This window comes from Protofrankia sp. CiP3 (genome assembly GCF_917627345.1).
Lineage (GTDB): Bacteria > Actinomycetota > Actinomycetes > Frankiales > Frankiaceae > Protofrankia.
Genome location: NZ_CAKJTM010000059.1, coordinates 16,618 through 33,588, shown reverse-complemented (window position 1 = coordinate 33,588; position 16,971 = coordinate 16,618). Strand labels below are relative to the sequence as shown.

6 protein-coding genes are annotated in these 16,971 nt (G+C 70.0%); 3 read left to right on the top strand and 3 right to left on the bottom strand.

Annotated features, from left to right (window positions below; translation table 11 throughout):
- Nucleotides 1–37: 37 nt before the first annotated feature.
- The 3 genes from MJ797_RS18165 to MJ797_RS18155 all read right to left on the bottom strand — a co-directional run bounded on the left by MJ797_RS18165 (nucleotide 38) and on the right by MJ797_RS18155 (nucleotide 2,691).
- Nucleotides 38–931 carry a transposase gene (locus MJ797_RS18165; protein WP_239336604.1) on the bottom strand — a complete coding sequence of 298 codons (894 nt, stop codon included), beginning with the start codon at nucleotides 929–931 and terminating at the stop codon, nucleotides 38–40.
- Between the two features lie 381 nt (nucleotides 932–1,312).
- On the bottom strand, nucleotides 1,313–2,272 hold the full coding sequence (locus MJ797_RS18160; protein WP_239336601.1) for a hypothetical protein: 960 nt from the start codon (nucleotides 2,270–2,272) through the stop codon (nucleotides 1,313–1,315).
- The gene (locus MJ797_RS18155; RefSeq protein WP_239336598.1) at nucleotides 2,269–2,691 is read right to left on the bottom strand and encodes a hypothetical protein; all 423 of its coding nucleotides are present in this window, start codon (nucleotides 2,689–2,691) and stop codon (nucleotides 2,269–2,271) included. The genes MJ797_RS18160 and MJ797_RS18155 overlap by 4 nt, the downstream gene beginning before the upstream one ends.
- A 337-nt stretch (nucleotides 2,692–3,028) precedes the next feature.
- On the opposite strand from MJ797_RS18155, the gene MJ797_RS18150 reads away from it, so the two are divergent.
- From MJ797_RS18150 to MJ797_RS18140, 3 genes are all read left to right on the top strand, one after another.
- Entirely contained in the window at nucleotides 3,029–5,767 is a 2,739-nt protein-coding gene (locus MJ797_RS18150) for a CHAT domain-containing protein (RefSeq protein WP_239336588.1), read from the top strand.
- Nucleotides 5,768–5,851: 84 nt separating this feature from the next.
- Nucleotides 5,852–15,409 (top strand): hypothetical protein, encoded by a 9,558-nt coding sequence (locus MJ797_RS18145; protein WP_239336585.1) that lies wholly within the window; start codon nucleotides 5,852–5,854, stop codon nucleotides 15,407–15,409.
- Nucleotides 15,410–16,680: 1,271 nt separating this feature from the next.
- Entirely contained in the window at nucleotides 16,681–16,830 is a 150-nt protein-coding gene (locus tag MJ797_RS18140) for a hypothetical protein (protein ID WP_239336582.1), read from the top strand.
- The last annotated feature ends 141 nt before the right edge of the window (nucleotides 16,831–16,971 follow it).

Here is a 16,971-nt window from a genome sequence, read left to right as displayed (position 1 = left end):
AACCGAATCCTCACCTCAGGAGCCTGTCCGATCGCGATCAAGCTTGCCGAGCCCCCTGTCCCAGCACGATGCGGGCGGTGCACTGACCGCTGGAGACCGCCCTGGTTTGTAGCTGAAAACCCCGGGCCACAGGCAGGTGAGGGCGGCTGCGTAGGCGGTGGTGGTCTTCCCGTAGCGGGTCACGGTGACGGGGATGAAGGTGAGCCCGGCGGCGATCTGTTCCAGCGTGGGGAGCTTGCGACCTTTCAGGTGGGGCCGGCTTGGAGAGGTCGGCGTCCGTGCGGACACGGGTGGTCCAAGTCACGTTCTCCGGCAGGGAGCACAGCTCTTTGCCGGCGTATGCGGCGTCGCCGACGCCGTGGACCATGCGGCCGGGGAGGTTTTCGGCTGTTTTCGTCATCATCTGGGTGGCGAGCTTCCGTCGCGAGGCGTCGACGGTGCCCGTGCACACGAGGCGGGCCAGCACCAGCAGGCACACCACTCGGCCCAGCAGCGGGATGGTGAGCACGATGCCGGCAATCACCCAGTTATTCCCGAAACCGGCCTTTGTTGTGCTTGTGGCTGACCCATCATGGAACCAGCTGGCCGCATGCACGGAGTGTCCCGACCTGTGATACAGCGTGTCATCGACGGCGACGGTGACCGGCTGCCCCTCGGGGACCAGGAGGCCTACCACCAGCCGGACCAGCGCCAGGCCGAGTTCGTCGGGCGACCAGGCCGCGCGGGAGAAGAACCGGTGCGCGCGGTGGTGCCGCCACGCCCGGGACAGGCCCGCGCCCACCAGCATGCCGCACACGGTGCGCCGGCCGGAGCCGGCCAACATTCCGTACACAAGAGCACAAAACGTGCGGAAGGTCGGTGCGGTGAAGCACGGCCGGAAGGTCGCCAGCAGCGCGGCGAACGACGGCGGTACAGTCGACTCCGGGAGCATTCGGCGTACCACTCTCCACCGAGAGTCGGTGTTTTAGGAAACGCTGATGCTCCCGTTACCGGCCCGTATGGCCGGGTGTATGCGCGCCGACACGCCGGGCAGGAACATGCCACGGCCGAGTGCGGACACCGATCGGGGCGGGGACGGCGGGAGCCGGAGCGGCGGTCGCCTGGCCCTACCTGAGCGGACGTGACAGAGTGTTCGTCCAACCACCTAGCGTAACAGTGGAAGCCAACTGTTACGATCAAGAAATTGGCGAAAGTCGAGGGACCAATCCATTTGATGAATAGATCAGTGTGTCCATCCCGGTTTTGGCGCCGCGCCCGCGGCGAGCACCAGTTCGAGAGTTCGCTGCCGGGATGGCGGGAGCCGGCGCGGGGCTCACAGGTAGATCAGGGATGGCGAGGCGTCGAGGTTGTGAAACGAGGCAAGCAGCTGGCTTAGCTGCCGGCCGCTTGCGACTTCTGCGGCCGGATTCGACGGCGGCTGGACACGCAGCGCCGTGTAGAGGAGCATGCGGTGGATGATCACGACTGTCGCCGCGTGTTCGGCGAAGGTCGCGACCGCCGCGATGGCCGCTTGGCGTGACGCCACCAAGGCTACAAGCGCGAGGGCGAGCCACGGCACGGCGTACAACCACGGAAGGAGCCCTGCGAGCGGAAACGCGACGAGAGCTATGAGCATCTGCTGGCAGCGTTTCGCGATGGTCGTGCTGTCGGTCTCCAGCTCATCAGCCGCGCCGTCGGACAGGACCCCGACGAGTGGTTGCCATACGTGCGTCAAATCCAGACCCAGGCGGTCATTGATCTTCTGTGATATTGCGGCGAGAATGTTGCCGCCGGTACTCGAGCGCAGCCACTCGTCCTCGGTCGGGTATCGGGAGATCAACTGGCTGTACACAGCTCCCTTGCGGCGCGCCTTGAACCCGTTTCCCGAGCCCGCAGCGCTGGAAAGACGGGCGCATCGCGCGGCCAGACGACCGCGTTTGCCGCGCTGCCACCGGATGGACAGCCGGCAGACCCAGGACAGGGGAGGCGGCTGGCAGATCCAGAAATCCGCGGTCATCGCCGCCACCAGCCCGGGGGCCAGACCTGCCGCCAGGAAAGCGGTGCCTATGACCAGGCCGGCCGCAGCCAGCAATATCAGCCCCGACCCGACCGACCCGTTGTCGGCTACCCGACACCACGGCCCGCCCGGCCGGGCGCAGTCCGCCGCCCCGTTGTGGCTGAGGACGAACAACAGGGCAAACGTTAGCCAGAGGGAGGCCGCGGCGCCGAGAGACGCGTTGCGCCAGTGCGCCGACAGCGGCTCGATGAGCGACTTGGCCAGTCCTTCGATCACGGAACCCGCACCAGGGTCTGGCTAGGGTGTTTAGCACAGGTCGTCGCGCCGATCGGACTCGTGTACGTGCCCGGAACCGGCTTCTCCGTACAGCCCGAATTGGGACATTTCCACAGGTTGACTTTTGGGGTGGCACCGGGCACCTGCTGGACCCCGCGCTCGGTGTCGGGACCGTGCTGGCGCAGTCCCGACACCACCGCTCTAAGTACTGGGTCGGCCTTCACCAGCTCGGCGAGCTTCGCCTCAAAATCCTCGTCGTCGAGACCACGCGCGGCTTCTTCCTCAAGCGCTGCGAGCCTCTCTTTGGTCGAATTCTTCACCGACCGCCACGCCTCGCTGTCGGCTGCCCGCCTGACCAGCAGGTGTTCGCCGCCGCGAGCCGGTGGCTCCGTGGGCTGTCGGGTAACCGGCGTGTCCATACGCCTTCTCGCCTTTCAGGTGGTCCTGTGCCGAATGTTCGCGCGGCGCGAGGAGGTGTCATGTTAGCGGCTCTTCGCAGTTGGCTGGATTTCGTATCCGATCACTTGCCGAAAGTAGCTAGTGTCAACGACACTCCATAACCGAACATCGTGCATGTGCCGCCCGTAGCTACGTCCTGTTGTCATGGAGGCCCTCTGGCCGGTAACTGATCGAACACGGTTTCCGGTCTACTGCGAAGGGCCATGTTAGCGGGGTAGTTGACGGGGTTGCCGGGCCGGCTGTGCATACTCGCAGGAATTCGTTGGCGCCGGGCAGGACGCGGTACGGGGAGAGGGCATGAACGAGTCGGACTGGCCGGACCACTACGAAGACTTCGAGCTGCGTGTACGGCGGGATGACAGTGTTCTCGCACCGCAGGAGCGGGACGTGCCGGGCATGTCCTTCGCTGGTGTTGTTCTCGATGCCCGGGACGCGAGTGGGCGCCGCGTTTCGGGCATCGGCTCCTTGGCCGTCGATGTTGCGCGCGGCTATGCGGCCCTCTTCGCCGAACGGGGGGTGTCCGCCGAATCCGACGAGGCCGATATACTGCGTGCGGCGCTGCTGCCGGACGGCGTCGTTTTCGATCTTTTCCGCGATGCGCTTAGCCGGGCGTGCGACGGCTATGGCGGAGTTCGCCTGCGCCTCGAGATCGACGACGCCGAACTGGCTGCGGTGCCCTGGGAGCTGGCCGCTCTGCCCGTCGGTTTCGACGGCCTGTCGATCGAGGCGAAGTACCTCGTCCAGCATCCGCGGCTGTCGGTCGTCCGGCAGTCCGAGGACTTCGCCCGGCCGGACCGGGACGGCGACGAGGCGCGGGGCACCCTGGTGCTCGCCACCGCGCTGACCGTGCACGGCGTCGTCGGCGCGGGCACCGACGACGGCGGCTCTTGGCCGATAGCCAAGATGGAGGACGACATGCGGGCCTCGGCCACCGAAACCGACCGCCGCGTCCGCCTGCTGGAGAGCGGTGGCTTCCAAGTCGAGCCAGGTGACGAGCCGGTAGACCGACCCAGTCTGGAAAGGGCGCTTGCCCAGCCGGCGTGGGGCTTCTACTTCGGCGGGCACGGCACCCCGGAGGGCATCGTGGTGGCCGGTCCGGGAGGAGCGGCGCAGCCGATCCTGCTGCCCGCGGGCGAGCTTGCCCAGCTGCTGGCGAAGGCCGGCGTGCGCGTCGCCATTCTCGCCGCATGCGACACCGCCCTGCCCGGCGCGCCGGCGGCCGGTGCCAGCTCCGACGCGGGCTGGCACAGTGTCGCGGAGACGTTGGTTCGCCTCGGTGTGCCGTACGTGATTGGCATGCGCGGGCCGATCAGGAACAGCACGGCCCTCGCGATGACCGCGACGTTGTGCCAGTCGTTGGCGGACCACGGATCTGTGGAACGCGCGCTCGCCCAGGTGCGGAAGTCACTGTCCCAGCACTGGTGGCTCCCCGTGCTGCATATCGGCCGCGGAACCGGTGAGGTTCGTGTCGACCCGCGTCCCCGCGCAGCAGCGACCGTCGACCTGGCGTCGCTGTCCGGGTACCACGTTCCCGGTGACTGGCGGCGGATGGACCAGCGCCTCGCGCCGGGCGACGCCTATCCCGCCCGGCTCGACGTCCTGTGGGGCCTGGACCGGGGACCGCTGCGCGGCGTCTTCGCCGACGTGGCGGCCACGGACCTCACCGGGCTGCTGCGGTCCGTGGAGGAACGCGGCCTGTTCGACGTGACCTACCGGCAGCATCGCTCCCTGACCCGCATGTGGCCCCGTCGCAGCTGGTACACGCTGCGCCCACGCGGCGGCGACCGACCGCGCACCGTCCGCGAACTGAAAGCGTGGCTTGAGCACCCGTCCGCTGGCTTCGTCGACCACGTCGAGCGCCACCCCGATGGCGCGTCGATCGGCATCGTCGTACCCCACGACGACGCCGGCACCTCGTCCGAAGGGGCGGTCGTCACCCTCGAGACCGTCAAGAGCATCGGCACCGTTCTTTCCGGCGCGGCGGTCGTGGTCCACGTCCGGCCGGGCCGGACGGCCGCAGCCGGCACGGCCGTCGACGCCATCGAGTCCGCAGCGCGGATCGGGCAAATGCTGTGTGGCGAGGACCTGCGGATGCCATGGACCGACGTCACCATCGTGACCCGCGACCTTCCTGGTGCCACCCCGCCCAGCAGCGAGGCCGGTGCTCCCGCGCCGAGCGGCGGGCTGTCTCTCGCGGCGATCCAGCGTGCGGTCGCAGCGGCTGATCCCCGCTCCAGAGCAGGCCAGCCCGCCGGCCCGCTCGAGGCCAAGGCTGCAGGCCTCTTGGCCGAGTGGGCGGCGCAGGGCATGGCGCGATGGTCGGATGAGATTAACGAGCTACTGTATCTGCGGGATCACGCGGCAGGGGAACCACCGGGTTTCTTCGAGGCGGTCCTGCGGGCGCATGCCGGCACGCGGGCCAGCCCGGACCGGTACGCGTCCTTGGCCGTCGCCGCCGCGCGGGACCGCGATATCGACGTATGGCTTGCTGCGGCCGAGTCGGCGAACTCGCCGGTCCGGCCGGAGGCCATCCCGCCCGGCCTGCTGTCTCCGGAGGCGCTCGACGCGGTCGTGGTCGGTCTGGCTCGCGTCGGCCGGCCGGCGGAGGCGGACGCCCTCGTGGACGCCTGGAGGACGCGCGCCTCGGACGCGGCGCTCGCCGTCCTGCGCTACCGAGCCTCGATGCTTCGCCGGCCGTCCGAGTCCGGATCGCAGCGCGACGCCGACGCGGGGTTCCTGCTCGGCCGCGAGAGCCCGCGGGCGGCCGACCTGGCGCTGCGCGCCGGAATCGGCGTCGGTCTCACGCTGGCCGACCTCTCGCCGGGTGGCGTGCCCAGCCCGGCGGCGTGGGCGCTGCTGGCCCGCCATGGGCTGGATGACGACGTGGTCCGTCAGATCGGAACGTGGCCGGAAAGCCTGCGGAGGGTACTCGGATTCGCCCACGTCCGAGACGAGCTCGACTCCGAGGTGGCGGACTGGGCCGCTTCCTATCGTCAGCTGTTCCATCCGGTCTTCCCGGCACCAGCCCCTTTCTGATATTGATCCGTCCATCCTCGGAGGACGCCGGGCCGCGCTGTCGCGGTAGCGCGGCGGCCGTCGGACTTTGCTTGGAGCTATGTCATGCTCGCCGACTGGTATTTTTGTGCGGCCTACCGGCTCACGATCACACAGACCACGCACTACCTCGACGTCATGGAGATCCTCCGCTCGCCGTCGACCGACGCGCACCAGCTGGGCGCCGCCGTGGACCGGCTGCGTCGAGCGGAGCTGGCGCTGCGTCTGCACGCCCTGCGCCCGCTGCTGTCCGCAGCCCATCGTCGCAGTGACGACGCGCCCGCGCATCTGATGCAGGCGCTCAGCGAGTTCTGCATCGACCTGGCTGCGTCGGTCGGCCACGAGACGGATGGTGCGGGTGGTGACGCCAGCGTCGCGTTGGCCCGGCTCCTCGAGGAGTCGGCGACCGGCCTTCCCCCGGACCTGGGCGAGCGGCTCCGGGACGCGCTCGCGTACCTCCCGCCGGCGAACCAGCGCGCCTCGCGCGATCCGGTGCCCGCTTACCAGGACGTGAGCGACGTTGGCTTGGAGATCGTCGGGCTGACGCTGCTCGACCTGCTGGCCGAGGAGGACCAGGGCGTGGCGGCGGCGATATGCCTTGGCGAACGGCGTATGACCGTCGTGGACGACGCGCTGAGCAACGCGTTCGGCCGACTGCCGCTCATCCTGGCCGCTGACGCGGTCATCCGGTCCTCGGCCGGCGAGTCCGCCGGTGAGGTCCGCCGCGTCCTGGACAGCGTCGGCCACGGCGCGGCGGACCTGGAGCCCGACCTGCTGAGGGTGCTCGCGGACAGCTGGTTCGGAGCGCAGATCGACCATCGGGGCATCTCGTCCCGGCTGGTCGAGCAGGAGATCGCTGGAGGGTGGCTGTTTCGGCTATGGGCGGGCGGCGCACCGGACCTGTCCGCGTTGGAACAGCGCAGGGCCGTCCGGGACCGGCTCGGCGCCCAGGCCGGACCAGGCGACGCCGCGTTGTCGACCGTGCTGTGGCAGCAGACGCTCTGGGACCTGATGGCCGCACATTGGCCGGAGGAGACGGTGCGGCTGAGTCGTCTGTGGTGGGGACCTCCGGACGACCGCCCGCTGACGGCCACGGACAGCCCCGCGGTGCTTGTCCCGCTGCCCGACCGGGACACCGAGGACGACCACGCGCGGGACGTGGCGGACGCCGGTCGCTGGCTCGGCGGCCCTGCGGCGCTGCGCTGGCCGTCGAATCACCGGCCCTCCACCCCGGCTGTGCTGGTCGCTGACCGTCCGTGGGACGGTGGGTCGCCGGCCGACACGGCCCGGGCCGAGGGCCGTGACCCGTCGGCCGTCTGTTCGCCGTGGCTGCGCCGAAAGAACGACAACTACTACGTCGGAGAGGTCGCCCAGAAAGACCGGGCGGCCAAGTCGTGGTACCCCGCCGCAGACGAGCACGCGCCGCTGCTCGCGCTGATGGCCACCACCGCCACCGCCGTCCGGCTGCTGCGGCTGATCATCCCGAGGCTGCCCGACCCACGGGACGCGGACCCGGAGATGGCGTCCGCCGGCCGACCCGACGATCACCTCGTCGCGCTGCTCTTCCATGCGCGTGACGTGCTGGCTGACTCACGGTTCCGGTTCTTCCTCGCGGATCTCAGGACCGGGAGGCCCCGGCCGAAAGACCTGCCGCCGGTCTCGTCCTCGATGTGCGGGCTGATGTGGCACGTCCAGCGCACGGTCGACCGGGTGGGGAAAGCCACCTATCCGGAGGTCACGCCCGCGGTCATCGCCCGCCTGCTGCTGGAGGGCGACGGCCGGGTTCTCAAGGGCGAACTCGGCCCGCGCAAGAACGAGCAGTGGGCCCGGCTCTTTCGCCGGCCGGCTCTGCAGGGCGCCGAGCATTGGATCGAGGAGTCCTCCGCCGGCGCGTGGCGCGCGGACCGGGCCGCCGGCCGTCGGCAGTCCTGGTTCGACGACTACGACGGGCAGGTCGCCGAGGCGCGCCGGGTACTCGCGACCGCCGCGGATCGCCTGAGCTTCGACCCCGGTTCCGCCCGGCCGAGCATGCAGATCCTGCGTCGCAACTATCCCGACGCGAACGCCGTCCTGGACACGGATTGGATCCCGAACCTGCCGGACATGCTCGCGAAGTTCGAGCGGGACGAGAAGGAGGCGGCCAGGAAGAACCGCGAGCCGAACAACCAGCTCAGAGACCGTGTCCTCCTCGCCGCCGATCCTTATCCCCTCGCCGTGTGGCGGGAACACGACTGCGAGGTCGAGATCCTGGCCCGGTCGAAGGCTCCCCGGATGGCGATGCGGACGCTGCGGCTGGCCGCGCTGCTGCGTGAGGCCACGCCAGGTGACCCGGCGGACACCCCGGAGTGGGTGACGTCCTGGCTGGACCTCATGGTCAGGATCAACGAGCCGTGGCAGTGGGCACGCCAGATCCGCGGCGCGGCGCTGGACTTCTTCGACATCAGGAGGCCGTCGGCGGTTGAGCCCGCCCGCTCGGCGGCCGACGAACGTCTGCGGCAGGTCTTGGAGGTGGTCGTCGACGCCACCGTGGAGTTCAGCGTCGGCGCTCCACGGTACTACCAGCGGCTCCTGCAGGCGCTGGGGTCTGCCGATGGCCCGCTGCCGGCGGAGGGGATGAACCGGCTTCGCCTGCGGGCGGTCAACACGATCAGCGCGTCCCGCGCCGCCCGGCTGGGCAGGGCCGGCTTGGCCGAGGGGCCGTGGGGCCTGCTCGCAGCCAAGGAGGCACACGACGCCATCGACCGGGAGTTCCGGATCCTGGTCGCCGGCGTGGCCCGTAGCACGCTCACGTGGAACAAAACGGAGACGCTCGGCCGCGCGCTGGTGCGCAACTGGCGTGCGGCGATGCTGAGCCCCGTCGGCCGGCTCTTGATCGTCCCCGGGTATTCCCGTGGGCAGGCCCAGACTGCTGCGACGGCCCAGACCGATCCCCGCGTGGTACGCGCCCAGGTACACGACCGCTACCAGGGTACCGACGCCGTCCTGCTCGCCGGCCAGAAGCCAGGGGTGGGAGACGATGGCGCGAAGGTCAAGGACCTCTTCGCCCTCACTCCGTCCGCGCGCGCCCGCCAGCTCGAGACCTGGCGGGGCTCCCGCGTTCCCCGCCGGGTGTTCGGGGTTGTGTGTGCCGTCGGCCATGAGGCCGGGCAAGCGGTCCTCTCGGTCAACTGGGGCGCCGGCGAGCCCGTGGAAGTGATCGACACGGATGACCACGGCCGTACCGTGGGTGACCTCTGTCTGCTCCGCGTGCGCTGGGACGCAGACCATGAGCGGTGGGCGCAGTCCGAGCGTGCGCGGACGACGGCCGCGGGACGCGCGGATCCCGAGCCTGACGAGATCCGGGCGGCCTGGGTCAGCGCCGAATTGGCGGTGCCGCACATGGGCACTGGCCTGCGGGTCCTCGTCGACGGGGTCCCCGGCTACGTCCTCGACCGCCAGGGCGGCACACAGAGCGCTCGCGGACCGTGGGACCCGGACCTCTCCCGGGAGCTGACCGGGCGCTGGGACGGCGATCCCGTGGTCGAGACCCTCGCCCGCTGGGACGCTGACGCCGGCTGCTGGCTGCCCGCCGACCGAACCCTGATCGAGCTGATCGCCGACGACCTGCCATACGAAGGGCCCGACAGCTGCCGTGCCACAGTCCTGACCTACGTCGGACCCGGCCGGCCGGACCGGCTACAGGAGGCCGGCGGCCACCGGTTCACCACCACGCCCGGCCGGTCCTACCTCCTGCACACGCAGGACTGGGCCAGCTTCGCGGACGTGACGGAGCTGCTCGACCGGGCAGGCGCGGGGCTCCTCCTCTACGTGGGGCTCGCTGCCGGCCCTGATCCCGTCCTCGCCTTGCTGGACGCGCCACCCGAGGGGGCGCAGCACCGCTGGCCCGGCCTCGCCCGGCAGGGATCCCATGACACCCGCAACGTCGACTGGGTCGTCTTGTTCAGCGACGATGACGCGGACTGGGCCGCTGAGCTCCGGGACGACGGCTGGACTGCCGACGTGTCGCACGCCCGCGGCTATCCGGCCGGCGCGGGATTTCCCGCCCGAGTCACGGTGACCGGGCTCGACGCGTCGCCCGGCGTGCGCTTCCGGCGCCACGCCTTCCGTCCAGACCCATGGGACGCGGCGAATGCCCGGCTGGGCATCGTGACGGGAACCCTGCTGCAACCCGACCGGCTCGTCCGGCCCCACTCCCCGGACAAGGAGCGGAAGGAGCGGTTTGAGGCGTATTGGGACGACCCTCGCGACGGAGTCTTCCCCCTGCGGCGCATCCTCGGCGGCCGTGAGATCCGGCGCAGCTTCGTGCACGCCGTGGTCGATACCGCGGCAGGGGATCCGATGACGGTGGCGATCGAGCGCGACTCGCTCCTGTTCGCCCGTCTCCAGGGGCGTGAGTCGACGCCACCCAAGGTGAAAGTGCTTCGCGCGCCGGTGCGGCAGGCCGGCGCCGCCGGAGCGTCGCCCGCCGCCCGGCTGACGGCCGACGAGTTAGCCACCCGCCTGCGCCCCGTCGCCACCGAACTTCCCGACGTGGTGCGCGGCGTCGTCAGTGGTGTCTACCTGGACGGCGAACGCAAGATCGACCGCTATGACGTCTGGGTGGACCTCGGTGATGGCTCGCCACCGCGGACCGGCACGCTGCCCGCCGGATGCATCGCTGGGCGGATCGTGCCGCGGGGAATGCTCGGCGAGACCTTCCACGGTGCCAGCACACCGGACGGCTGGGTGTTTGCGTTCCAGGAGCGCCAGGCGTTCGCCGTGGCGCTCTACAACCACACGACAAAAGACGACGTACCTGACGGCCAGTGTCTGTTCCTCGGTGAGTGCGACATGCAACGCGAACGCGTGGCGCTGTACGCGCGCCCTGACCAGGCCGACGTGTATGTGGTCCGGCGCCGGCCGGCCGGGCGTCCGCTGGGTGTGGGCGCGACCGTCGCCCAGCGCTTGGGGCACGGCGTTCGGCGGGGCGGCGAATCCAGCCGTGTGCTCGTCCTCGACCGCGGGATCGAGATCGTCGGTGATACGCCGGCGACGTCCCCTGTACCCGGTGTAGTCGGCGAGGTTCGCCTGCACGCCTGGTTCGAGCGGGACGGCCTGGTGAGCGTGCGGCGGGAGCTGGTCGTGCGTGCCGGGGCCGCGTCGGCGTCCACCGGGTCGGGCCGCCACGCCGTGGATCCATGGCAGGAGATCCTTGAGCAGCTCGCCGACGGCGAGGTCGTCGAGCGCCTGGGCCGGTTGGAGAATGCGCAGCTGCGGTTGCCCGGCCTGTCCGTGCCGCTCGCCCCCGATGACGCGCCCTATGTGGCCGGACCGACGTATTCGACCGTCAACGTCCGGGCGCGGATCCAGCAGGCCCCGGCCGGGGCCGGGGAGGGTCTGACCGCCTCGACGCGGCACGCGAGCCCGTACTCCGCCGCCGAGTTCGCGCTCGCCATCGCCGGGGTGGCCGAGGGCACCGAGCAGCCGCGGTGCGTGCTCGGGCGGGACGTGTTCTACGTCGGCTCCGAGGAAGCCGGTGGGCAGACCTGGCACCGCTTCGAATGGGGACACGGCTACACCGTGCTGCTGGGGCCGGACGAACTGACGGTGGGCGACCATCGCACCTCGGATGAGCAGGCGTTCCCGATGTTCCACGGCGACCGCTTGGCCCGTGCCGACTTCCGGGTGAGCCCCGACGGCCGCACGGTCATGAACATCCTTCCCGAGGACGTGGAGATCCAGACCGCGGGGAAGGTCGCGCTGGAAGCGGGGGAACGTTCCAGGATCGTCCACCGGGTGATGGTCAAGGTGGACACCGAACGGCGCCGGGTCACGATCCGTCGGGTCTACGTGAGCCGGATGGCGACGTCGGACCGGGGAGACAGCTCGGAGTCACGTCCCATCGCGGCGTTGCTGGACGACGCGAGCGTCGAGCGCGTGCTCACGATCGTCGCCCGCCAGACCCGCAGCCTCGACCTCTCGGCACTGGAGATCCTGGCCCGTTTCGACCACGAGTCCTACCAGTCGTCCCGTGGCAGGACCCGGCTGTTTTCCCACGTGGGCTGCCGGTTCGTCGCCTCGACCGACCGCACAACGACCGGCGTCGGCGCCGGCGAGCGCCTGTTCATGGTGGCCGGTGACATTGGCCGGACGAGCAACGACACGTTCGTCGACTTTCGGCTCCCGGACGAGGTGCTCGCGGACCCGGACGAACCGCCGTTGACCGTCCGCGTTCTCCGCCGCGAGTTCTCCTGGCGTGAGTACCTGCTGCCGCAGCTCTTCGACGAGGGCAGGAAGTCGTACTACTCCGGCAAGGCGGTGAAGCTGGTTCGCGTCCGGTACGACAAGCGTACCCGACGCTGGTCCGGTGACCTGACCTCCGCGCCTGCCCGCCCGGGGAAGAGCCTGGTCAGCGCGGTCACCCACACTGGCGGGCGCCTGTTCGCGACGCTTGGTGACGACGGGGGCAAGACCGTCGAAGTCCGGCCCGGCATCAACTACTACCTGCCCCGCGTCGACGGGCCACGAGCAGCCCAGGAGGCTGGCCGAGGCGCGCTGGTCCGACTGGCCGTGCGGGACGGTCAGCTGCGGCTCGACCTCGCCGCCTGGCCCGATCGCACCTACGTCGACGCGCAGGGCCGGCCCGCGATCGTACTGCCCAAGGGCCGGCTGTGGACGACCCCTGGGCTGGCCGGCGGCGAGGGAATGTGGACGGTCGCAGGCCTGCCCGCGATCTCGACCACCGCGTCGGCCGACCACGGCCGCGTGTTACTGTACAGCCGGCACCCGAAGATCGCCCTGCTGACCGCTGAGAACGGGCGGACCAGGGTCGGCCCGCCCAGCGACGTGCCAATACGGGCAGCCTTCCTCGACACAGCGGGGGACGAGGCCAAAGCGGTGACCGTCGCGCCGATCCGAGGACAGGTGCCAGGGGGGTCGTCCGGGCGGCCCGGCCCGGCGAGCTTCCAGATCCCCTGGGCTTTCCTCAGCTTCGCGGACACCGACCGGGAAGACGTGCGCCGTGCCTGCCAGCAGACGTGGCGCTACCACGACACGGTCACTTGGCACTGGAGCGGCGAGCCCCACAAGGGTGCGCCCCAGGACATCGACGACCGCACGGTCGAGAACGAGCCGGTCTTCTTCGACGAGGCCAGCGGGCTGTGGACACTGCGATACCGCCTGGACAGGATACGTTCCTTTGGTCTGCCCGCGACCGCCATCACCGAACGCCGTCTGGACCGCGGCGTGACCCCGCACGCCGACTCGTACACGGTCGCCGGGCCCGCCGTCGAGCCGGACGGTCGGCACGCCCACGGGATCTGGGTGGAACTCGGTCCCGGGCGGGTCGCCGAGCTCGGCGGGCCACTGCTGGTCGGGACCAACGGCGCCCGGCTGGACGACCTGTCGTGGAACGCGTTCGGCCCCGGCGACCGCGTCGAGCTGGGCTACGTGCTCGGCGACGTCGCCGAGCCCCGGCGCCTGCGGCTGCTGTCTTGGTCTCCGGGGCCGCGCAGCGCGTTGCTGCCGGCGAACCCGCCAGCGGGGAAACCGGGCGGCGTTGGCCGGGCGATCCTGCCGGTGGACCGAGTCGACCGGCGCTGCGGCGGGCTTCGGCTCGGGGCGGGCGAGTACACCCTGACCTATCCGATCGGCGAGGCGATGCCTCGCCTCCGCGAAGGCCAGAACGTCTGGCTGGACGACGCCAACTCGGTGGTGGTGTACGACGGGCGACCGCTGGTCCAAGACAACACCGCCCTGCTCGGCGTCGCGGGCGACGGTTCACTGCGGCTACTCGGACTGCCGTGGCTAAAGGTCGAATTCCCATCAGATGCCGGCGGGGACTGGCTTCTTGGCCTGCTGGCCGGCGGCGGAGGTGCCGAGGCGCTCACCAGCCTCGGTGGGGTCATCCCGGTCACCATCGACGGGATGGAAGGCGAGACCGTCACCGTGTCGCGCCGACGGCAGCCGTCGAGCCGCTGGGCCGTCGGCCGCCTGCTCATGTGCGCCGCGGTTGGCGTGCTCGGCCAGGACCTAATCGTCCGCTCGGGCGGCGCGTACCACCGGGTCGCGGCGACCACCGTGGTCCCGGGAGCGCCGCCGGCCGTTACCGTGCTGGCCGCGCGGAAGCTGGCTGAGCGGCGACAGTTCGTGTGGCTGCACATAGAGACGCGTGACGAGCAGGACGCACGCGGGCGCCGGGCGCGAGTACCTGTCGCGCGGATTCCCGACGTCCCGAAACCGGCGCCCTATGAGGACGAGTTCGAGGCTCAGCTGATCGACGTCCTCGGTGACGAGGACCAGCCAAAGGGAGTTCTGCTCCGGGCCATGCACGATCAGGGATTCCGCTGGATGCCTGTGGTGGAGGCGTCGTGGGTCGACCGGCCGACCGTGGCCGAGCTGCGAGACTGCCTCCCTACGGCTGGCGGCCTGGTCCGGGTGCGGCAGGCGGCGAGCGACGGCACGGTCTCCGCTGTCCGCACCCGGGCCCTGATCCGGTTCCGGCGTGCGCTGCGTCTCGGCTCCGAGATGCGGGTCGAACCCGTGACGGGCACCGGCGTCGACACCGGAGCAGGGCACCGGGTCGTCGCACGGATCCAGCCCGAGGGGGTGCTGATCCGGCTGACGGGGGTCCGTGCCGAGCTCACGACCGCCGAGCCAATCCTGGCGGAGGTCTCGTCGTTGGACGGCGATGGGATCGGCGCTGTCCTGGCTGGCAGCCGAACTCATCCCGTCGACCTACCGTTCCGGCTCGCATCCGGCACTGCGCTCAGTGCATTGGCCGAGAATGACCGAATCGTCGCCAATTACCGTACCTGGTCCCGGGTGGGCCTGACGCGGGTCGACGACGCCGACGAACTGGCCGATGTCAGCAGCCCAGCACAGGTCGAAGAACGGCTGATCCGGCTGGCGGAACGCGTGCTGTATCGCCACGGGGAGCCGGACTTCGGCCTCGCCGGACCACAGGTTCGGCGGACGCTCAGCACATGGCTGTCTCTTCAGGGCGATGCGGCCTTCAATCTGCGCCCGGGCCTAGAACTCGAACTCGCGCCGGCCCTTACCGCGTGCCTGGTCATGGCTGAGCTAGGCGGGACGGACTCCCTTCTCGCCCGCGGTGCGGTGTTGTTCACCCAGCAGATCGGCCGGCGCGCCGTCCGTTCGCTGCACGTCGAACCCATCGTCCGGCATTGGCTGCCCACGGCCCGGCGGCAGTCGCCTCCTGGTGCCCCGGCGCTTACCGCCCGGCTGGCTGACCTGACGCTGCCCGCTGAGATGGACCAAGGCCAGCTTCGCGCGGCCCGATGGTTCGGCCATGGCGTGCTCGGCCGCGTCGACGACGGCGGCGCCCCGCATCCGCTGGCGCCGGTCGCGCGGGCTGTCCTCGCCGCCGTTGGAGACCTCGAACCAGGGCTCGACCTGGCCGCAGGTGCTCCGCTGCTGTCAACGCTTGCCCGTCTGGGCCGGGCGCTGCTCGCCCCGGACGGCGACCCGGTCGCCCAGCTGAGCCTGATCCCCGGTCAGATTGGCGACCTGAGAGGGGTTCTTTCCTCGGTCCTCGAGATGCCGTTGGTTCTGCTCCCGCTCCGTGACAACCTGCCGATGGTGCAGCGCCGGCTCGCGACCGAAGTCCGCTCGGCGCTGCAGTGAGACTTCAGACGGGCTTTGGGGGGATTGCAGCTACCCGGCGGCGCAGCTACGGAACGGGGACTGGTTGGGTAGGGAGCCGCGCGGTGACGCGTGAGCGTTCCGTTTCCAGCTCCCTCCCGTCGATTCCGTACATGCGGTTTTCCCGCGCACGGCTCACCGACGTCTTTCACCGCCGGCATTCGGTGATCTCCAGGGGCGGTTCGGTCGGGAGCGCACGGTCCCGTCGATGTTGAGCAGGCCGACGTGGTCGGGTGAGGCGTAGGCCACGACCCGCCAACCCCACGCCCGGCTGTGTTTGTGACGATGCGCCACAGATCGCCAGTCGGTGCACGGCGTAGGCCTGCATCTTGTCGAACATCCAAGCCGAGTTTCCGTAGCGGAAGTACCCAGCCCAACCGCGTACGGGAGAACGCGCTGATCGTGGCGAGGCGCTGGTTGCGAGTGGACATGGTGTTGTGCCGGCTGTCCTTGAGCCAGTCGAGGAACGCGGCGATGGCATCGGCGTCGATGCGATCGAGGGTGAGCGTGTCCGGGAGAACGGCCCGGGGCCCCGGAAGAAAATGATCAGCGCTTTGAAGGCGTCGCGGTAGGACGCGATGGTGTTCGGTGAGCTGCCGCGCATTCCGGCCAGGTGCGCGGTGTGGACTACTCGCGAACCCGGATAGCCATGCCCGCCGACGCGTACACCAAGGTCATCAGCTCTCCTGTCTGCCGTTCCGGGGCTGTGGTCGGGGACGGATCGGCCGGCCACCTCACGCGTGCCATGTATGGATGCTTTCGTGTCAACCTCGGGCTTACTGGCGCTGGCGCCGCGCGTCGCCGTGTCTGGCCGGCTGTGATGATGTTGGGTACGAACTCGTCGCCGTGCTTCCTGCCTTCGCCATTATGATCAATAATGGTCCGATTGGCGATCTTAGCTGGTGGCGCGCCGGTAGCCGCTAGGCCGAGACCCTGGTGACCGACATGCCCAGCAAGGCGATCACGCCAAGCGTCCGACAACAGCGGATCGGTGACACAAGGTGTGTCACTTCGTGGAGCGACGGGGCTTCACGCTTGCAACTGAAGGTGTGGTCGGCAAGGAGTTCCCAGGACTATCGATTGATGTGGGAACCCTGCGTCGGCCGCGCCGAGCCATCCCTCACTCGGGTACCGCCGCAATGGCGGGGACTACCTACTCCACACCCCTTGGTCGAGGGCGGTACCACCGCACTACTGAAGTCCTTCGGGAGCCCATCTCTCACGTGAGCGGGCAGACAGGGAGCGTGATGACCATGGACGCCTTTACGTCCGACGCGATGGCCACCGCCGAGGTCGGCGAGCTGGACCTCGACGTCTCGATCGTCGAGCAGGGCGACGCGGTGAACGCGTTGCTGTGCACCACGGACAACGGCTGTTCGACGAACAAGCAGAAGGACTGCTGACATCACCGCGAGTCCGGGTGTTGTTCGGAGCACGGCCCGGCGACACCCGGATCACGTCTCTGCCGTCTCGTGGGCAGCTGCTGATCAGGTGGAGGCGATGCCATGGGTTCACGGGGCTGCCCGCCGGTTTATGTGCCCCTC